This is a genomic window from Variovorax sp. SG517 (assembly GCF_013376045.1).
In the GTDB taxonomy this organism is placed as follows: domain Bacteria; phylum Pseudomonadota; class Gammaproteobacteria; order Burkholderiales; family Burkholderiaceae_C; genus Variovorax.
The window spans coordinates 1,050,768-1,069,234 of sequence record NZ_JABMJG010000001.1; the positions used below are offsets into that span (position 1 = coordinate 1,050,768).

The 18,467-nt window shown below is 69.3% G+C and carries 19 protein-coding genes; 12 read left to right on the forward strand and 7 right to left on the reverse strand.

The genetic code is table 11. The features are described from left to right. Positions 1 to 65 precede the first annotated feature (65 nt). The 3 genes from FHT32_RS04890 to FHT32_RS04900 all read left to right on the forward strand — a co-directional run bounded on the left by FHT32_RS04890 (position 66) and on the right by FHT32_RS04900 (position 2,399). Complete coding sequence (locus tag FHT32_RS04890; protein ID WP_256098866.1) at positions 66 to 893, forward strand: AP2 domain-containing protein; 828 nt, start codon at positions 66 to 68, stop codon at positions 891 to 893. 221 nt (positions 894 to 1,114) lie between these two features. Continuing rightward, complete coding sequence (locus FHT32_RS04895) at positions 1,115 to 1,945, forward strand: AP2 domain-containing protein (RefSeq protein WP_256098867.1); 831 nt, start codon at positions 1,115 to 1,117, stop codon at positions 1,943 to 1,945. 73 nt (positions 1,946 to 2,018) lie between these two features. Continuing rightward, positions 2,019 to 2,399: a hypothetical protein gene (locus FHT32_RS04900; protein WP_176663473.1), complete on the forward strand. Its 381-nt coding sequence runs from the start codon at positions 2,019 to 2,021 to the stop codon at positions 2,397 to 2,399. A 16-nt stretch (positions 2,400 to 2,415) separates the two neighbouring features. Here the strand turns inward: FHT32_RS04900 and FHT32_RS04905 are convergent, their stop codons facing one another. The 3 genes from FHT32_RS04905 to FHT32_RS04915 form a co-directional block, all read right to left on the reverse strand. Continuing rightward, a complete protein-coding gene (locus FHT32_RS04905) occupies positions 2,416 to 3,564 on the reverse strand; it encodes an acyl-CoA dehydrogenase family protein (protein ID WP_176663474.1) in 1,149 nt (382 codons plus the stop codon). A 92-nt stretch (positions 3,565 to 3,656) separates the two neighbouring features. Continuing rightward, positions 3,657 to 4,736 (reverse strand): alpha/beta fold hydrolase, encoded by a 1,080-nt coding sequence (locus FHT32_RS04910; RefSeq protein WP_176663475.1) that lies wholly within the window; start codon positions 4,734 to 4,736, stop codon positions 3,657 to 3,659. Positions 4,737 to 4,827: 91 nt separating this feature from the next. Next, the gene (locus FHT32_RS04915) at positions 4,828 to 5,910 is read right to left on the reverse strand and encodes a CaiB/BaiF CoA-transferase family protein (RefSeq protein WP_176663476.1); all 1,083 of its coding nucleotides are present in this window, start codon (positions 5,908 to 5,910) and stop codon (positions 4,828 to 4,830) included. Between the two features lie 294 nt (positions 5,911 to 6,204). On the opposite strand from FHT32_RS04915, the gene FHT32_RS04920 reads away from it, so the two are divergent. Continuing rightward, positions 6,205 to 6,450 (forward strand): hypothetical protein, encoded by a 246-nt coding sequence (locus FHT32_RS04920; RefSeq protein WP_176663477.1) that lies wholly within the window; start codon positions 6,205 to 6,207, stop codon positions 6,448 to 6,450. Between the two features lie 28 nt (positions 6,451 to 6,478). On the opposite strand, the gene FHT32_RS04925 is transcribed toward FHT32_RS04920, so the two are convergent. Beyond that, positions 6,479 to 7,348, reverse strand: coding sequence for a UDP-2,3-diacylglucosamine diphosphatase (locus FHT32_RS04925; RefSeq protein ID WP_176663478.1), 870 nt, complete (start codon positions 7,346 to 7,348; stop codon positions 6,479 to 6,481). Positions 7,349 to 7,442: 94 nt separating this feature from the next. Here FHT32_RS04925 and FHT32_RS04930 point away from each other — a divergent pair, with 94 nt between their 5' ends. Continuing rightward, positions 7,443 to 9,185 carry a lysoplasmalogenase family protein gene (locus tag FHT32_RS04930; protein WP_176663479.1) on the forward strand — a complete coding sequence of 581 codons (1,743 nt, stop codon included), beginning with the start codon at positions 7,443 to 7,445 and terminating at the stop codon, positions 9,183 to 9,185. A gap of 27 nt (positions 9,186 to 9,212) precedes the next feature. Here the strand turns inward: FHT32_RS04930 and dmeF are convergent, their stop codons facing one another. Together dmeF and ruvB are read right to left on the reverse strand one after the other, a co-directional pair. Then, positions 9,213 to 10,166, reverse strand: a complete 954-nt coding sequence (gene dmeF, locus FHT32_RS04935) for a CDF family Co(II)/Ni(II) efflux transporter DmeF (protein WP_176663480.1) — start codon at positions 10,164 to 10,166, stop codon at positions 9,213 to 9,215. A gap of 5 nt (positions 10,167 to 10,171) precedes the next feature. Further along, positions 10,172 to 11,236, reverse strand: coding sequence for a Holliday junction branch migration DNA helicase RuvB (ruvB, locus tag FHT32_RS04940; RefSeq protein ID WP_176663481.1), 1,065 nt, complete (start codon positions 11,234 to 11,236; stop codon positions 10,172 to 10,174). A gap of 169 nt (positions 11,237 to 11,405) precedes the next feature. Here ruvB and FHT32_RS04945 point away from each other — a divergent pair, with 169 nt between their 5' ends. Genes FHT32_RS04945 through FHT32_RS04975 form a run of 7 tightly spaced genes read left to right on the forward strand, consistent with a single transcriptional unit; the run spans position 11,406 to position 17,872 of the window. Further along, positions 11,406 to 12,032: a CDP-alcohol phosphatidyltransferase family protein gene (locus tag FHT32_RS04945; protein WP_176663482.1), complete on the forward strand. Its 627-nt coding sequence runs from the start codon at positions 11,406 to 11,408 to the stop codon at positions 12,030 to 12,032. Next, positions 12,029 to 13,795: a bifunctional alpha/beta hydrolase/class I SAM-dependent methyltransferase gene (locus tag FHT32_RS04950; RefSeq protein ID WP_176663483.1), complete on the forward strand. Its 1,767-nt coding sequence runs from the start codon at positions 12,029 to 12,031 to the stop codon at positions 13,793 to 13,795. The genes FHT32_RS04945 and FHT32_RS04950 overlap by 4 nt, the downstream gene beginning before the upstream one ends. After that, complete coding sequence (locus tag FHT32_RS04955) at positions 13,792 to 15,144, forward strand: phosphatase PAP2/dual specificity phosphatase family protein (RefSeq protein WP_176663484.1); 1,353 nt, start codon at positions 13,792 to 13,794, stop codon at positions 15,142 to 15,144. Before FHT32_RS04950 ends, FHT32_RS04955 begins: the two co-directional genes overlap by 4 nt. Beyond that, positions 15,134 to 15,580, forward strand: coding sequence for a hypothetical protein (locus FHT32_RS04960; RefSeq protein WP_176663485.1), 447 nt, complete (start codon positions 15,134 to 15,136; stop codon positions 15,578 to 15,580). Before FHT32_RS04955 ends, FHT32_RS04960 begins: the two co-directional genes overlap by 11 nt. A 53-nt stretch (positions 15,581 to 15,633) precedes the next feature. Beyond that, positions 15,634 to 16,320, forward strand: a complete 687-nt coding sequence (locus FHT32_RS04965) for a lysophospholipid acyltransferase family protein (RefSeq protein ID WP_176663621.1) — start codon at positions 15,634 to 15,636, stop codon at positions 16,318 to 16,320. Then, positions 16,317 to 17,273: a phosphatidate cytidylyltransferase gene (locus tag FHT32_RS04970; protein WP_176663486.1), complete on the forward strand. Its 957-nt coding sequence runs from the start codon at positions 16,317 to 16,319 to the stop codon at positions 17,271 to 17,273. The genes FHT32_RS04965 and FHT32_RS04970 overlap by 4 nt, the downstream gene beginning before the upstream one ends. Next, a complete protein-coding gene (locus FHT32_RS04975) occupies positions 17,270 to 17,872 on the forward strand; it encodes a YdeI family protein (protein ID WP_176663487.1) in 603 nt (200 codons plus the stop codon). The genes FHT32_RS04970 and FHT32_RS04975 overlap by 4 nt, the downstream gene beginning before the upstream one ends. Before the next feature lie 9 nt (positions 17,873 to 17,881). Here the strand turns inward: FHT32_RS04975 and ruvA are convergent, their stop codons facing one another. Beyond that, a complete protein-coding gene (gene ruvA / locus FHT32_RS04980) occupies positions 17,882 to 18,454 on the reverse strand; it encodes a Holliday junction branch migration protein RuvA (protein WP_176663488.1) in 573 nt (190 codons plus the stop codon). Positions 18,455 to 18,467 lie beyond the last annotated feature (13 nt).

Here is an 18,467-nt window from a genome sequence, read left to right on the forward strand (position 1 = left end):
GAAAGCCACGCGCCCGACACAGGGAGCCACCGCAAGTAACAGAGAGCGACGCAAGCCGAAGCACCATGCCCAAAGGAATCCCCAATCCCGCAGCCATGTATGGCATCTACCCCCGCAGCTGGGGCTACGAGGTGTCGATCGTGCGGAACGGCACGCGCTACTTCAAGCAGTTCGGCCGCGCCAGCTACGGCGGCGACCGGCAGGCGCTGCTCCAGGCGCAGGACTGGCGCGACGGCGTGGTGCGCAGCGTGCCGCCGGTCCCGCGGCGCGACCGGGCGGAGAAGCTGCGGATCAACAACACGACGGGCGTGTCGGGCGTGTTCTGCCAGGTCGCCCCGGGCGGCAAGGTGCGGGCCTGGGTCGCCAAGACCTACATCGGGCAGGACGAGATCCTGCGCACCGACTTCCCGGTGAACACCGTGGGCGAGGCGGCGCAGACGCTGGCCATCGAGGAGCGCGCGCGCCAGCTCGACCGCATGGACGGGCTGGCCAAGCTGCACCCCGCCGAGGAAACGATCCGCACGAGCCCGCCGGCCTTTGCGCCGGAGCAGCTGTCGCCCAAGCGCTCCAAGTCGGAGATCAGGCGCAGCACCAATTCGAGCGGCGTGAGCGGCGTGCACTTCAAGGCGCCGAACCCGGGCCATCCGGGCTACTGGCTGGCCATCACCTACACCGCCGGCAAGGGCAGCGTGAGCAAGGCCTTCTCCATCAAGGAGCACGGTGCCGAGAAGGCGAAGCTGCTGGCGATCGAGGAGCGCGAGCGCCAGCTCGAGCAGAAGCTGGTGCATCTGCAGCAGGCCGCGGCCGGCGCGCTCTCGATGGCCTACCGGCAGGAGCCCCGCCAGGGCGCCCGCCCGCACGGCCTGGCCGCCGGGGCAAGGCCGCAGCAGTGACCATGCGGTTCGCAGGGGCCGGCGCCCTTCGCGCGGCGGCCGGCGGATGCTCGCGTGCCCGCGTCGATGATATTTTTTCAGGCGCGGCCGCACACGCCGATTTGCCTTCGTGCTTCGGCCAAAATAGCCGCGAAATGCGCGCGCCGAAGAGCAGCGGGCAGGTCGGGGAGCCCATCGGAATCAGCAGCGCTGAGCACCAAAGTAGCAGCATCAAGTCGAGAATGCCCAAAGGTATCCCGAACCCGGCAGCCATGTACGGCATCTACTCCAGGTCCTGGGGTTTCGAAGTCTCCATCGTCCGCAACGGCGTGCGCCATCACAGGCTGTTCGGCAAGGCCAGCTACGGCGGCGCGGAGCAGGCGCTGCTGCACGCACAGGACTGGCGCGACCACATCGTGCGCAGCGTGCCGCCGCAGACGCGCAGCGAGCGCGCCGAGAAGCAGCGCACCAACAACAGCACCGGCGTGACGGGCGTGTTCCACCATCTCGCGCCGAACGGCCGGGTGCGCGCCTGGATGGCCAAGACCTACATCGCGCCCGACGAGATCCTGCGCACCGATTTCTCGGTGGCCGACCTCGGCGACGACGCGCAGGCGCTCGCGATCCGGGAGCGCGCGCGGCAGCTCGAGCGCATGACGGGGCTGGCGTGCATCCACCCGGCCGAGGAGGCGATCCGCATGGGGCTGTCGGCCCACCCTGCCGGGCCGCGCGAACCCAAGCGCTCGAAGTCGGAGATCACCCGGCGCAACAACACCAGCGGCGTGAGCGGCGTGCACTTCAAGACGCCCAACCCCAGCCACCCGGGCTACTGGCTCGCCATCACCTACACCGCCGGCAAGGGCAGCGTGAGCAAGGCCTTCTCGGTGAAGACGCACGGCGCCGAGGCGGCCAGGAACCTGGCCATCGCCGAGCGCGCGAGCCAGCTCGCCGACAAGCTGCGCGCGGAAGACGACGCCCTGGCCGCCGGACGGGAGCCCGCCTCGCCGGCCCCACGGCGCCAGTCGCGCGGGCGGGCCGCGACGGCCTCCGGCGCCAAGCGGAACAACGGATGAGTGCATTGCAAGGAAGCGGCTTCGCGGAAGCGGCGAAGCCCGGAAGCGGTCGTCCCGACGGAGAGGGCCGCCCATGAGACACAAGCGGATCCACCATCTGCTGCGCGTGGCATCTCACCTGCTCGACCAGGCCGCGACGGACGTGCGCGGCACCGGCCTCGACCCGGTGGACGAGAACATCCAGCGCATCGGCCGCGCGCTAATCGAGGTGATCGAGGTGCAGCGGCAGATCTACGCCGCGCAACCCGAGCTGCAGCCCAAGACGCTGGCCGCCACCACCGCGCGCGAGCACGACGCCAACCGGCTCTTCACCCAGTTCACGCTGGAAGCGCTGGAGCTGGAAGACGCGGGCGACACCGACGCGGCGCGCGAGAAATACACGCAGTTCATCGGCCTGTCGCCCTCGTACCACCACCGCGAGATCGCGCGGGCGGAGATCCGGCGGCTGTCCTGAGCAGGCCGGGGCCTGCTCAAAGAGCCCTGGCGATCACCTCCTTCATGATCTCGTTGGTGCCGCCGTAGATGCGCTGCACGCGCGCGTCGGCGTACATGCGCGCCACCATGTATTCGTTCATGAAGCCGTAGCCGCCGAAGAGCTGCAGGCACTCGTCGATCACCCGGCCCTGCGCCTCCGAGCCCCAGAGCTTGGCCATGGAGGCGGTGGCGGTGTCGAGCCTGCCGGCCACCAGGTCTTCGATGCAGCGGTCGATGAATGCGCGGCCCACCTTGATCTGCGTGGCGATCTCGGCGAGCTTGAACTTCGTGTTCTGGAACTCGGCCACCGGCTTGCCGAAGGCCTTGCGGTCGCGCACGTAGTCGAGCGTGGCCTGGTAGGCGCCTTCCATGGTGGCCAGCGCGCTCAGGCCGATGATGGTGCGTTCATAGGGCAGGTCGCTCATGAGCTGGAAGAAGCCCTGCCCCTCCACGCCGCCGAGCAGCGCGTCGGCGCCCACGCGCACGTCGTCGAAGAAGAGCTCGGAGGTGTCCTGCGCCTTCATGCCGATCTTGTCGAGCACGCGGCCCACGCGGAAGCCCTTGCAGCCCTCGGTCTCGACGATGAGGATCGACGTGCCCTTGGCGCCCTGCGTGGGGTCGGTCTTGCACACCACCAGCACCACGCCGGCCAGGAAGCCGTTGGTGATGAAGGTCTTGGAGCCGTTGACGACGTAGCCGCCTTCTTTCTTCTCGGCGCGGGTGCGCACGCCCTGCAGGTCGGAGCCCGCGCCGGGCTCGGTCATGGCGATGGCGCCGACCAGCTCGCCGCGCGCCAGGCGCGGCAGGTAGTGGCGCTTCTGCGCCTCGGTGCCGTGGTTGAGGAAGTAGTGCGCCACGATGCTGTGCACCGAGGTCGCCATGCCGGTGAGCGCGCGGCGCGACATCTCCTCGTAGAACACGGCCTCGTGCCGGAAGTCGCCGCCGGCGCCGCCGTACTCCTCGGGAATGTCGGCGCACAGCAGGCCGAGCGCGCCGGCCTTGCGCCACACCTCGTGGCCGACGTGGCCGCGCTTGCGGGCTTCCTCGTCGTGCGGCAGCACTTCGGTCTCGATGAATCGCACCACGTTGTCGCGGTACAGCTCCAGGTCTTCGTCGCTCCAGGAGCGGCGGAAATCGATGGCCATCTTGTCTTCCTTTGCTTTGCTTGTTTCCTGTCGTGTCCCGTGGCTCAGCCGACGCTCCGCTCCCTCCAGGCCCCGAAGGGCTCGCGCCGGGTTCAGCGTTGCGGCAATGACTGGATGAAATGGGCCAGCTCGCGCACATAGAAGCGCGCCATGCCGGTGGTGCCGTGGCCGCGCGTCTCGGTGCTGGCCGGGATCAGCAGCAGCTGTGCGCTCGGTACTTCCTTCAGGGCAGCCTGCGCGACGCCGGTTTCGGGCGGATTGCGTTCGTCGTCGGCCGAATTGATGGCCAGCACGGGCACCTTGATCTTCGACAGGCCCGGCGCGGCGTTGTAGTCGGCCGACGAGCCCCACTGGTAGATGAAGTCGTTGGCGTCGGCCGTCACCGGCGCGGCCAGGCGCTCGTCGACCAGCTTGTCGGCCTGCGCATGGGTGCCGGCCATGGCCTGGTAGGCCAGCGTGCCGCCATTGGTGGCAAAGACGAACATGTTGTTGGCCAGGCGCAGCGACGGCGGCTGGGTGGTGTAGTTGCCGTTGTTCCAGGCCGGGTCCTGCCTGATCGATTCCACCAGCATGCGGCGCATCATCCAGTTGCGGCTGGCCATTTCCGTGGGCTGCGAAGCCATCGGCACCAGGCCGTCGGCGAAGCCCGGATAGCTGCCGCCCCAGAGCCAGGTCTGCATGCCACCCATGGAATTGCCGATGATCAGGCGCAGGTGCTGGATGCTCATGCCTTCGGTCAGCATGCGGTATTGCGCCAGCACCATGTCGGCATAGTTGTATTGCGGGAAAGCCGCGCGCAAGCCGTCGGAAGGCTTGGTCGACTTGCCCACGCCGATGCCGTCCGGAATGATGATGAAGTATTTGCTGGCGTCCAGCGGCTGGCCAGGGCCGAACAGCTGGCCGCCGAAGTCCTTGGAGAGCATCGCACCGGCGCTCTGGTAGGTGCCGTGCAGCACCAGCACCGCCGGGTTGCTGCGGTCGCCCAGCGTGATGTAGTGCAGGCGCAGGTTCTCCAGGGTCTGGCCGGTATGGAAGTGGAAGCGCGGGGCCACCCAACTGCCTTCGACCGGTTTGGGCGGCTCGGCGGCATGCAAGGACGCGACGCACAGCAGGAGGCTGGCGGAGGTGAGCAAGAAGCGGGCAGCCTGGCGCAGGCGGGAGGTCAGGGTCATGAGGTCTCTCGGGTCTGTTTGCTTTGAAGGAAGTACGGCGCACTGCCCTCTTTCCCAGAGCTGGTACGGCGCAGACCAAAGTATGCGAGCGTCACGCCGCCGCCCAGCGGCGCAGTACCGTCGGGCCGTCGTCGCGCGCAACGGGTTGCGGCACCACGGGCGCGGTGCGGCTGAAGCGCGGCGCGGGCGCGGGCTGCACCACGCCGCCCACGTTGGCGAAGGTGCCGCGCGCAACGTTGTGAGGGTGCTCAGGCGCTTCGTCCCAGTCGAGCACGGGCGCGAAGCAGGCGTCGCTGCCTTCGAGCAGCACGCACCACTCGTCGCGCGTGCGGGTGCGGAACACGTCGGCCATGCGCAGCTTGAGCAGCGGCCAGCGGTCGGCGTCCATCTGCGCGTCGAAGGCGGTGTCGTCGGCAATGCCGCAGCGCTCGCGCAGGAGCGCGTAGAACTGCGGCTCGATGGCGCCCACGGCCACGTACTTGCCGTCGGCGCAGGCGTAGGTGTCGTAGAAGTGCGCGCCGCCGTCGAGCATGTTCTCGCCGCGCTGGTTGCTCCACTGCCCGGCCGACCTGAAGCCGTACATCATGGCCGACAGCAGCGCCGCGCCGTCGGTCATGGCGGCATCGACCACCTGGCCCTGGCCCGAACCCTTGGCCTCATGCAGCGCAGCGAGGATGCCGAAGGCCAGCAGCATCGCGCCGCCGCCGAAGTCGCCCACGTAGTTCAGCGGCGGCACCGGCGGCTCGCCCGCGCGGCCGATGGCGTGCAGCGCGCCGCTGATGGCGATGTAGTTGATGTCGTGCCCCGCCGCGTGCGCGAGCGGACCGTGCTGGCCCCAGCCGGTCATGCGGCCGTACACCAGCCGCGGGTTGCGCGCGTGGCACTCGGCGGGGCCGAGACCTAGGCGCTCCATCACGCCGGGGCGGAAGCCTTCGATGAGCACGTCGGCCCTGGCGATGGCGTCGAGCACCGATTGCGCGGCGCCTTCCGCGCGCAGGTCGACCTGCAGCGTGCTGCGCCCGCGCGCGAGGATGTCGTGCGGCGCGGTGCGCGTGCCGGGGCGCTCGATGCGGATCACCTCCGCGCCCATGTCGGCGAAGAGCATCGCGCAGAACGGACCGGGGCCGATGCCCGCCATCTCGATCACCCGCAATCCCTGCAACGGACCTGCCATCTCTGTCTCCTTCGGCGCTGCCGTGTGGAGGCATCTTGGCGCGGGGGCGCCGGGGGTGCATCGTCGGAAGCGACGAATGCGAAGGAACTCCGACGGCACGGTGCGGCCCCGCGGCCGGGGCTTCGTCGCCGGATCGGTCGAGCGCTACCCTGCTATCGGAGGCCCACGGATTTACCGCGAACTTTTGTTTCCATTCGGGATAGTCCGATGCATGAGCGCGCCGCTTCCTGCTTCAATCCGCCTGGGGAGTCGTTCGGGGCGCCGGAGAACGCGCCGCGCTGAAGGAGCACAGCAGTGAGCACTGTCATTCCCGGCTTTCCGCACAGCAGCGTCGAGCGCCTGTGCGACTACGAACTGCCGGAACAGCCCGGCGCCACGCCTGCCCTCGATCCACCCGAACCCGACGGCCCCGAGAACCTCGCGCTGGCCTGGTGGCTGTGGATGGACGAGATGGGCAAGAGCATGCTGAAGCACTACGACGCCTGGCGCGAGCAACTGGACCGGGCCACGAGCACGACAGGCCGCGACCGGAAAGGCTGAGCGCAGCCGCCCTGCTTCTTCTTGCGCCTCAGGCGGCGACGGCTTCGCGCTGCGGCGCCGCCTTCGACGGCACGGGCATGTGCTTGGCCCAGTCGATGATTTCCAGCGTGCCGTCGGCATGCTCGGCCAGGGCCGTGAGGCTCTCGACCCAGTCGCCGTCGTTGCAGTAGAGGATGCCGTCGATGTCGCGCATCTCGGCATGGTGGATGTGGCCGCAGACCACGCCCTGCGCGCCGCGCTTGCTGGCCTCGCGCGCCACGGCATTCTCGAAGTCGCCCACGTAGCTCACGGCCCGCTTCACCTTGCCCTTGAGGTACTTGGACAGCGACCAGTACGGCAGCCCCATGCGCGCGCGCAGCGAGTTGAGGTGGCGGTTGAGCTTGAGCGTGAATTCGTAGAGCGAGTCGCCCACGTAGGCCAGCCACTTGGCGCACTGGATCACGCCGTCGAACAGGTCGCCGTGGATGATCCAGAGCTTGCGCCCGTCGGCCGTCTCGTGGATCCACTCGTCGGCCACGTCGATGCCGCCGAAGTTGTGGTGCAGGTACTTGCGGGCGAATTCGTCGTGGTTGCCCGGGATGAAGATCACGCGCGTGCCCTTGCGCGCCTTGCGCAGCAGCTTCTGGATCACGTCGTTGTGCGCCTGCGGCCAGTACCAGTGCCGCTTGAGCTGCCAGCCGTCGATGATGTCGCCGACCAGGAACAGCGTCTCGCACTCGGTGTGCTTGAGGAAATCGAGCAGCGCCCGGGCCTGGCAGCCGGGGGTGCCCAGGTGCAGGTCGGAGATCCAGAGGGTGCGGAATTGCAGTGGCGGACGCCCGCGATCGTCGTCCTCGGGGTCGAGGGCCCGGGTCGCGGTGTCGCGCCATGCGCGAAGGAAAGCGTCGTCGCGTTGCATGGCCCGGTAGGCTCCCACCGCCGGGTGACCGTACGATGGCGGCCCCGTGACATCCCGGTGACTTGTCGCAGTGCAGCAACGCCACAATCGCGCGATGCGACCTGGCCAGATCATCGTCATAGCGACCCCCATCTTCTTCCTGCTGATGGGAATCGAGTTCGCAATCGGCCGCGCCCGTGCGCGCCGCGGCACCGGGCAGGACACCTACCGCCTCGCCGACGCCATCAACAGCGTCGGGCTGGGCATGCTCAGCCAGATCAGCGCGGTGCTCACCGGCCTGCTGCGCATCGGCATCTACACGGCCGTGTATTCGGCGATCTCGCTCTTTCCGCAGGAAGCGGCCAGGGAGTTCTGGACCACCTGGTACGGCTGGCTGCTGGCGCTCGTGTTCTACGACTTCTGCTACTACTGGCTGCACCGCATGGGCCACGAGTCGGCCGTGCTGTGGGCGGCGCACGTGGTGCACCACCAGAGCCAGCACTACAACCTCTCGACTGCGCTGCGCCAGACCTCCAGCGGCGCGCTGCTGGGCTGGATCTTCTACCTGCCGATGGCGGTGGCCGGCGTGCCGCCGCTGGTGTTCGGCGTGGTGGCACTCGTCGACCTGCTCTACCAATTCTGGGTGCACACCGAGCAGGTGGGCAGGCTGGGCTGGTTCGACCGCTGGTTCTGCTCGCCCTCCAACCACCGCGTGCACCACGCGGTGAACGACCGCTACCTCGACCGCAACTACGGCGGCGTGCTGATCGTGTGGGACCGCCTGTTCGGCACCTTCCGCGAGGAGGAGGAGCGCTGCGTCTACGGCACGCGCGGCGGGCTGCGCAGTTGGGACCCGCTGTGGGCCAACGCCGAGGTCTACTGGGCGCTCGCGAAGGATTCATGGCACGCGCGCAGCTGGGCCGACAAGCTGCGCGTGTGGATCAAGCCGCCGGGCTGGCGGCCGGCCGACGTGGCGGCGCGCTTTCCGAAGCCGCCCTTCGACATCGCGAAGGTGACGCGCTACGAGCCGGTGGTGAGCGCGGGCGTGCTGTGGTTCGCGGGCATCCAGTTCCTGCTGCTGGTCGGGTTCGCGGTGGTGTTCCTGTGGTTCTCCGACCTCATGCCGCTGCCGCACTCGGCCGTGTGGCTGGCCGCGCTGACGGGCATGCTGTGGGCGATCGGCGGCGTGCTGCAGGGGCGGCTGACCGTCACGGAGGTGCTGCTGATCGAGGCCGCAGCCCTGGCCACGGCCAGCGCGGCACTGGGCATCGGCTGGGTGCACTACCTGTTCAAGCCGCTGGCCCTGTCGATCGCGATCTTCCTCGCGGCCCGGCGGGCGCTCGCGGCGGGTTCAATCACCGGCTTCGACGGCCTGCTGCTGGCCGGCCTGGTCGCCTCGCTGGCGGGTGACGTGCTGCTGATGGGGCCGGGCGGAATGTTCGTGCCGGGCCTCGTGTGCTTCCTGCTGGCCCACCTGGCTTACATCGCGCTGTTCCGCATCGGCGCGGGCCTGTTTCCGCGGCCCGGGGCGCTGGCGGCCACGCTGCTGGTGGGTGCGGGGATGTACGCCTTTCTCTGGCACGGCGGGCTGCCTGCGGCGCTGCGGATTCCTGTCGGCGCCTACGTGGTGGTGATCGCCTGCATGGCGGCGCAGGCCATCGGGCGCGCGGCGGTGCTGCGCCGGACCGACCCATCGGCGGCATGGGTGGCGGTGGGCGCCTGCTTCTTCATGCTGAGCGACTCGCTGCTGGCGATCAACAAGTTCGTGATGCCGTTGCCGCTGGCGCAGCTTTGGGTGCTGGGCACGTATTACGCGGCGCAGATGTTGATCGTGCGGCACGCGCGGCCCAAGGCCTGACTTCGGCTTGCTCGCTCCCCGCTGGACCTAATCCACGCAGCGCTGGATTTCCACCGTCGAGTGGCGGATCTCCTCGTGCATCGAGAAGCAGGCCCGCACCTCGTCGGCCGTGAGCGTCGGCGAGTGCGTCACCACGGTGAGCGCGCAAGCGTAGGCGTCGCGGCCGACGCGCCACACGTGCAGGTCGGCCACGCGGGTCTCGGAGTCGGCCAGCAGGGTCTCGACGCCTTCCTTGATCTCCTGCGTGACAGGGTGGTCCATCTCGCGGTCGAGCAGCACCTTGCCGGTTTCCTTCAGCAGCCCCTTGGCCCAGACCGCCACCAGCACGGCGCCGACGATGCCCATCGCCGGGTCGAGCCAGGCCCAGCCGTAGAACCAGCCGCCCAGCAGCGCCGCGATGGCGAGCACCGAAGTGGCGGCGTCGGCCACGACGTGCAGGTAGGCCGAGCGCAGGTTCAGGTCGTGACCATGGCCGTGGTGATCGTGATGGTCGTGCGCGTGTCCGTGGTCATGGCCGTGATGATGGTGCGCCCCACCGAGCAGCCGCGCGCAAACGAGGTTGACCACCAGCCCCAGCACCGCCACCGAGATGGCCTCGGGATAGTGGATCGCCGCGGGCGACCACAGCCGCTCCAGCGAGCCCACCACCATCAGCGCCGCCACGCCCAGCAGCGCCAACGCGCTCGCGAAGCCGCCGAGCACCTCGATCTTCCAGGTGCCGAAGGCGAAGCGCGGGTCGCGCGCATAGCGTCGCGCGGCCGCGTAGGCGAAGGCGCTCAGGCCGATGGCCAGCGCGTGCGAGCTCATGTGCCAGCCGTCGGCCAAGAGCGCCATCGAGTTGAACCACCAGCCGGCGCCGATCTCGACGACCATCATCGCGAAGGTGATCCACATCACGAGGCGCGTGCTGCGCTCGGCGGAGGAGGTGTCGGCGCCGAAATGGTGGTCGTGCTGCCAGGCGCTCAGGTCATGGGTGTGCATGGGGATCAGGCTCCAAAGAGATCGGGTCCGTCGGCGCGGCCCGAGGGCGGCACCACGCCCAGGTGGCGGTAGGCGGCCAGCGTGGCGATGCGTCCGCGCGGCGTGCGCTGCAGGTAGCCCTGCTGGATGAGGTAGGGCTCGATCACGTCCTCGATGGTGTCGCGCTCCTCGCCGATGCTGGCGGCCACGTTGTCCAGCCCGACCGGGCCGCCGTCGAAGCGGTGGATGACGGCCTCCAGCAGCTTGCGGTCCATCAGGTCAAAGCCCTGCGGATCGACGTCGAGCATGGCCAGCGCGCGGTGCGCGATGTCTTCCGTGATGCGGCCGTTGCCCTTGACGTCGGCGTAGTCGCGCACGCGGCGCAGCAGCCGGTTGGCGATGCGGGGCGTGCCGCGCGAGCGGCGGGCGATCTCGAAGCCGCCGGCCGCGTCGGCCTCGACCTTGAGCAGCCCGGCGCTGCGGTGCACGATCAGCGCGAGCTCTTCGGGCGTGTAGAACTCCAGCCGCGCGACGATGCCGAAGCGGTCGCGCAGCGGGTTGGTCAGCATGCCGGCGCGGGTGGTGGCGCCCACCAGCGTGAAGGGCTGCAGGTCGAGCTTGATGCTGCGCGCCGCGGGGCCCTCGCCGATCATGATGTCGATCTGGTAGTCCTCCAGCGCGGGATACAAAATTTCTTCGACGACCGGGCTCAGCCGGTGGATCTCGTCGATGAAGAGCACGTCGTTCGGCTCCAGGTTGGTCAGCAGCGCCGCCAGGTCCTTGGGCTTCTCGAGCACCGGGCCGGAGGTCTGGCGCAGGTTGACGCCCAGTTCGGCCGCGACGATGTGCGACAGCGTGGTCTTTCCCAGGCCCGGCGGGCCGAACAGCAGCACGTGGTCGAGCGCCTCCTTCCGCTTGCGGGCGGCGCCGATGAAGATCTCGAGCTGCTCGCGCACCTTGGCCTGGCCGACGTATTCGTCGAGCAGCCTGGGGCGCAAGGCCCGCTCGATGGCCTCCTCGTTGGGCGAGGCCGGGGCCGCGGACACCACGCGTTGGGGGGCGGGCGCGAAGTCGTCTGTCTGGATGGTCATTTGGGAGGGGTGTGCGACTACAAGTTTAGTCCCGAGCGCCGCGCCGGGCCGCCCCAAGCAAGCGAGCGCCCCCTCGGGGGGTAGCGAGGACACGCAGTGCCGAGCGTGGGGGCCCGTTCTTCACTGGCAGAATGCTCCGGCCATATAACGAACGAGGGGAAGCCAGCACGTGTCGATCTACGAACTGAAGCCGCGTTTCCAGGCCCTGCTGCGGCCTCTGGTGATCCGGCTGCATGCGATGGGCGTCACCGCCAACCAGGTCACGCTGGCGGCATGCGCGGTATCGGTGGCGCTCGGGCTGTGGCTTTTCTTCGCGGCGCCCTCGCTGGCGGCCTTCGGGCTCATCCCGCTGTGGATGTTCCTGCGCATGGCCTTCAACGCCATCGACGGCATGCTGGCGCGCGAGCACAACCAGCAGAGCAAACTGGGCGCCTTCCTCAACGAACTGACCGACGTGGTCTCCGACGCGGCGCTGTACCTGCCCTTCGCGCTGGTGCAGCCCTTCAGCGGCTTCTGGGTCGGCACGGTCATCGTGCTGGCCGGGCTGAGCGAATTCGCCGGCGCGCTGGGCCCGACGGTCGGCGCCTCGCGCCGCTACGACGGTCCGCTGGGCAAGAGCGACCGGGCCTTCGTGTTCGGCGCGCTCGGCCCGTACGTGGCGCTGGGCGGGCCGCTGCCGGGCTGGACGGCCTGGCTGATGCCGCTGCTGGCCGCGCTCGTGGCCTGGACCACCATCAACCGCATCCGCCGGGCACTGGCGGAGGCAGACCACAAGAATTCCACAGGGACTCAATGACAAACACAACTCAACGCATCGCCGAAGAACTCCACTTCCAGACGCACGACGGCGAATCGCTCTTCTACCGCCGCTGGCCCGCCACGGGAGCCGCGCGGCGCGGCGCCGTGCTGCTGTTCCACCGCGGCCACGAGCACGGCGCGCGCATGGCGCACCTGGTCGACGAGCTCGACCTGCCCGACTTCGACTTCTACGCCTGGGACGCCCGCGGCCACGGCCGCTCGCCGGGCCAGCGCGGCTACAGCCCCAGCTTCGGCACCTCGGTGCGCGACGTGCAGACCTTCGTGCAGCACATCGGCGCGGTGCACGGCGTGCCCGAGCAGGACATCCACGTGGTCGCGCAGAGCGTGGGCGCGGTGCTGATCGCCACCTGGGCGCACGACTACGCGCCCAAGGTGCGCGGCCTCACGCTCGCCTCGCCGGCCTTCAAGGTCAAGCTCTACGTGCCCTTCGCGCGGCCGGGCCTGGCGCTGATGCACAAGCTGCGCGGGCTTTTCTTCGTCAACAGCTACGTGAAGGCGAAGTTCCTCACGCACGACCCGGAACGCATTGCCAGCTACGAGAGCGACCCGCTCATCAGCCGGCCCATCGCGGTCAACATCCTGCTGGGGCTGTACGAAGCCGCCGACCGCGTGGTGGCGGATGCGAATGCGATCACGCTGCCGGTGCAGCTGCTCATCTCGGGCGCCGACTGGGTGGTGCACCACAAGCCGCAGCACCAGTTCTTCGAGCGGCTGGGCAGCGCGGTCAAGACCAAGGTCGAGCTGCCGGGCTTCTTCCACGACACGCTGGGCGAGAAAGACCGCGCGCCTGCCGTGGCGCAGATCCGCGAATTCATCCTGCAGCGCTTCGACGAGCCCGCCGTGCCCGTCGACCGCCGCGAGGCGCACCTGAGCGGCGACACGGCCGACGAGTCGCGCGCGCTGGCCGAGCCGCTCTCGCCCCTGTCGCCGCGCGGCGCCTACTGGGCGATCACCCGCGCCGGACTGAAGCTGGGCGGCACGATGTCGGAGGGCATCAAGCTCGGCCACGAAACCGGCTTCGACTCGGGCAGCACGCTCGACTACGTCTATCGCAACCATCCGCAGGGCAGCTCGTTCATCGGCCGTTCCATCGACAAGACCTACCTGGAGTCGATCGGCTGGCGCGGCATCCGCCAGCGCAAGATCCACGTCGAGGAGCTGCTGCGCATCGCGATGGAGCGGCTGGCCGAGATGCACCGCGAGGTGCGCGTGATGGACATCGCCGCCGGCCACGGCCGCTACGTACTCGATGCGGTGCTGGCGAGCCCCGTCAAGGCCAGCTCGATCCTGCTGCGCGACTACAGCGACATCAACGTGCGCGACGGCCGCGCGCTCATCGCCGAGAAGGGCCTGGAAGACATCGCCCAGTTCGTGCAGGCCGACGCCTTCGACCGCATGAGCCTGGCCAGCGTCACGCCGCGGCCCACGCTGGCGGTGGTGTCGGGCCTGTACGAGCTCTTCCCCGACAACGAGATGGTGCGCCGCTCGCTCGCGGGCGTGGGCGATGCGGTGGAAGACCGTGGCTACCTGGTCTACACCGGCCAGCCCTGGCATCCGCAGCTCGAAATGATCGCGCGCGCCCTCACCAGCCACCGCCAGGGCGAAGCCTGGGTGATGCGCCGCCGCACGCAGTACGAGATGGACCAGCTGGTGGAGGAAGCCGGCTTCCGCAAGATCGACCAGCGGGTGGACGAGTGGGGCATCTTCACGGTGTCGCTGGCGGTGCGCGTCACGCAATGACGACCGCTGCGCCGGCACGGCGGCCCTGGAAGCGCGCAGCCGCCTGGCTGGTGCTGCTGGGGCCGCTGTTCTACGCGACCTACGGCTTCGCGAACTGGTGGGCCACCACGCGCGCCAATGTGCCGTCGATGGCCTTCGAGTGGGAGCGGCACGTGCCGTTCTGGCCGTGGACGATCTTCCCTTACTGGACGATCAACGTCTTCTACGCGCTGTCGCTCTTTCTAGCGCGCAGCAGGCACGCGCTCGACCGGCACGCGCTGCGGCTGCTGACGGCAACGCTCGTCGCCTGCACCTGCTTCGTGCTGTGGCCGCTGCACTTCAGCTTCGGGCAGCCGCCGGTCGACGGCGCGCCGGCCTTCCTGTTCAACGCGCTGCGTGGTTTTGACCAGCCTTTCAACCAGGCGCCGTCGCTGCATATCGCGCTGGCGGTGATCCTGTGGGACTGGTACCGGCAGTTCATCCGGCCGCTGTGGGCGCGGCTGGTGCTGCACATCTGGGCCTTCGCCATCTGCGCCTCGGTGCTGACGACCTGGCAGCACCACTTCATCGACATCCCGACCGGCGCTCTGCTGGGCCTGTTCTGCGTGTGGCTGTGGCCGCTGGAGCGCGTGGTGTCGATGCCGCGCGCATGGCGCACCACGCGCGACCCGCAGCGCTGGAAGCTGGCGGGCTTCTACGCGGTGGGTGCAGTGCTGTTCCTGGCGGCGGCGCTCTACGGCGGCGGCATCGCGCTGTGGCTCGCGTGGCCGGCCGCCTCGCTCGTGCTGGTAGCGCTGAACTATGCGGGCTTCGGTGCGCGCGGCTTCCAGATGAATGGTCGCGGCCGCATGGGCTGGGCGGCGCGCTGGATGCTGGCGCCCTACCGGCTCGGCGCCGCCGTCAATGCCCGGCTCTGGACGCGCAGCCTGCCGGCGTCGGTCGAGGTGGTGCCGGGCCTGCGGCTGGGCCGGCGGCCCACGCACGCCGAGTGGCTGGCGGCCGGCCGGCCCCGGCTGGTGAGCCTGTGCGCGGAGCTGCAGATGCCCGCCGGCGTGCCGCACGCGCGCTGCGTGCCGATCCTCGACCTGACGGTGCCGCCCGCGGTGCGCCTGCAGCGCGCGGCGGCGGTCATCGAAGGCCAGCGCAGGAACGCGGACGGTGCCACAGTGTGGGTCTGCTGCGCGCTCGGCTTCTCGCGCAGCGCGGCGGCGGTGATCGCCTGGCTGGGCCGCTACGGCGCGGCAGGCGGCGTCGCCCAGGCCGAGGACACGGTGCGCCGGGCACGGCCGCAGATCGTGCTGCGGGATGCGTGGCGGGTCTCCCTGGAGCCGTTCGAGCCCTTGCAGGAGGTGCCGCCCCATGACCGATGACAACGACAGAACCACCTGCGCCGCGCTCGCGGCGCTGCTGCGAGCCGCGGCGCTGCTGGCCCTCTGGGGCTTCGCGCTCACCTGCATCTCGGCGCTGGTGCTCGCGCTGACGCTGCGCTCGCTCTCGACCACCGCCACCATGGGCTTCGGCGCGGTCGTCATCCTCGGCGCGCTGGAGCGCTACTTCGCGTTCCGCCTGCGTTTCGACGAGGCGCTGTTCGACGGCCTCGCGCGCGGCACCGTCGCCTCGCTCGACGCGCTCGACCGCGCGCTCGCCTCCCTCGGACTGCGCGAGCCGCCACCTTCGCAGCACGCTCCCCGCCCGCTCGACGACCGCGTGCAGGGCACCCGCCAGCTCATGCAGCGCCACGCCATCGTGGTGGCCTGCCAGAGCGCCCTGTTCCTACTAGCCTTGATGACACAGGACATCTCTTGAACCCGGAAGAAAACAACGACAGGAAGATCGAGGACGACAAGCCCGAAAGCACCGTGCTGCGGCGCGGCCTCGCCATCGTGGCGGGCAAGCTCATCATCGGCGCGGCCGGGCTGCTGACCGGCGTGCGCGCCATCTGGTCGGGCTCCACGCCCAAGGCCGAGCAGACGCTGTACTTCGCCAACCACACCAGCCACGGCGACTTCGTGCTGCTGTGGGCCACGCTGCCGCCCGACCTGCGCGCGCTGACGCGGCCCGTGGCGGGGCAGGACTACTGGATGGCCTCGAAGACCCGCCAGTTCATCGGCATCGACGTGTTCAACGCACTGATGATCCGCCGCGACGGCTCGGGCCAGGGCGAGAACCCGGTCGAGCAGATGAAGCAGGCACTCGACGCCGGCGACTCGCTCATCATGTTCCCCGAGGGCACGCGCAACACCGGCGACGAGATCCTTCTGCCGCTGAAGAGCGGTCTCTTCCACCTGGCGCGCGCCTGCCCCAACGTGCGACTGGTGCCGGTGTGGATCGAGAACCTGAAACGCGTGCTGCCCAAGGGCACGCTGGTGCCGATCCCGCTGGCCTGCACGGTGCGCTACGGCGCGCCGATCTCGCTGGCCGAGGGCGAGGACAAGAACAGCTTCATCGCCCGGGCCCGCGCGGCGATGCTGGACCTGCGGCCCGAGTACGACCGGATCGAAGAGAACGGCCAAAGCGGTCAGAACAACGGAGGGGCCGCAGCATGATCGAGCTCTCTCCCTTCGCGTGGACCACGCTCAAGCTCTTCGGCGGCGTGGCCGGCGTGCTGGTGCTGGCATCGGCCATCGGCGCGCTGCTGAAGTGGCGGGTGGCGCACGGCCAGCCGCACTTGGTGATCGACAACCTCAACTCGCGCGTCAACGCCTGGTGGGTGATGGTGGCGGTGATCGGCATCGCCTTCGCCTTCGGCAAGGGCGGCGTGATCGTGCTGTTCTACCTGATCTCGTTCTATGCGCTGCGCGAGTTCATCAGCCTGGCCTACACGCGCCGCGGCGACCATGCGCCGATCGCGCTGGCCTTCTACCTCGCGCTGCCGGGGCAGTACTTCCTGATCTGGATCGACTGGTACGGGCTCTACGCCATCTACATCCCGGTGTATGCCTTCCTGCTGCTGCCCATCCTGGCGGCGGTGAGCGGCGACACGCGGCGCTTCCTGGAGCGCACCTCCAAGATCCAGTGGGGCCTGATGGTGTGCGTGTTCTGCATCAGCCACGTGCCCGCGCTGCTCACGCTGCAGATCCCGGGCTTCGAGGGCCGCAACCTGCTGCTGATCGCCTTCCTGGTGATCGTGGTGCAGGGCAGCGACGTGCTGCAGTACGTTTGGGGCAAGCTCTTCGGCAAGCGCAAGGTGGCACCCGAACTCTCGCCTTCCAAGACCTGGGAAGGCCTGATCGGCGGTGTCGCGAGCGCCACCGCGCTGGGCGCGGCGCTGTACTGGGCCACGCCCTTCAACCCGTGGCAGGCGGCGCTGATGGCGCTCACCATCTGCCTCATGGGCTTCTTCGGCGGTCTCGTGATGTCGGCCATCAAGCGCGACCGCGGCGTGAAGGACTGGGGGTCGATGATCGAGGGCCACGGCGGCATGCTCGACCGGCTCGACTCGGTGATCTTCGCGGCGCCCATCTACTTCCACGCGCTGCGCTACTGGTGGGTGCCTTGAGCAAGGCGCAAGAGACGACCGAACGCGTTGCGCACGACACGCCTGTCGAGTGCACCAATGCCGCCTCGTGGGCGCGCTGGCTCAAGCGCCACCACGCGAGCGCCGCCGGCGTGTGGCTGCGCATCGCCAAGAAGGACAGCGGCATCGCCTCCATCGACCACCCCGCGGCGCTCGAAGAAGCGCTGTGCTGGGGCTGGATCGACGGCCAGCGCAAGAGCCAGGACGAGCAGTATTTCCTGCAGCGCTTCACGCCGCGCACCAAACGCAGCACCTGGTCGCAGATCAACCGCGACAAGGTGATGAAGCTGATCGACGAAGGCCGCATGCAGCCGGCCGGCCACGCCGAGATCGAGCGCGCCAAGGCCGACGGCCGCTGGGACGCGGCCTACGAAGGCGTCGCCAAGGCCACCGTGCCGTCCGACCTGCAGGCCGCGCTCGACGCCGACAAGAAAGCCGCGAAGTTCTTCGCCACGCTCGATTCGCGCAACCGCTTCGCCGTGCTGTTCCGCACCCAGAGCGCGAAGAAGCCCGAGACCCGGGCGCGCCGCATCGCGCAGTTCGTGGAGATGCTGGCCAAGGGCGAGAAGATCTACCCCTGAACGGCCGGCCTACTTGGCCAGCGATTTCAGTGCCATCTTGATGCCCTCGCTCACCGTCACGTCCTTCGGCAGCGCCTTGAGCGCGAGCGCGGCTTCCTTGTCGCTGTAGCCCAGCGCGACCAGCGCCTGCAGGATGTCGGCCTGCGCGTCGGAGGCGGCGTGCGCCGGAAGGCCGATGTCGGCGCCGAGCTTGCCCTTGAGCTCCAGCAGCAGCCGCTCGGCGGTCTTCTTGCCGATGCCGGGGATCTTCACCAGCCGGCCCAGCTCCTGCGTAGTGATCGCCTGCGAGAGCTCTCCCACGCTCATGCCAGAGAGCAGGCCCAGCGCGGTGCGCGGGCCCACGCCAGTGATCTTGATGAGCTGGCGGAAAGCCGCGCGCTCCTCGGCGGTGCCGAAGCCGTAGAGAATCTGCGCGTCCTCGCGCACGACGAAGTGCGTGAGCAGCGACACCTTGGTGCCGACGTTCGGCAGGTTGTAGAACGTGCTCATCGGCACGTCGACCTCGTAGCCGACGCCGTTGCAGTCGACAACGACCTGCGGCGGATTGCGCTCAGCCAGGGTGCCGGTCAGTTTGCCTATCATGGGTGCCCTTTTG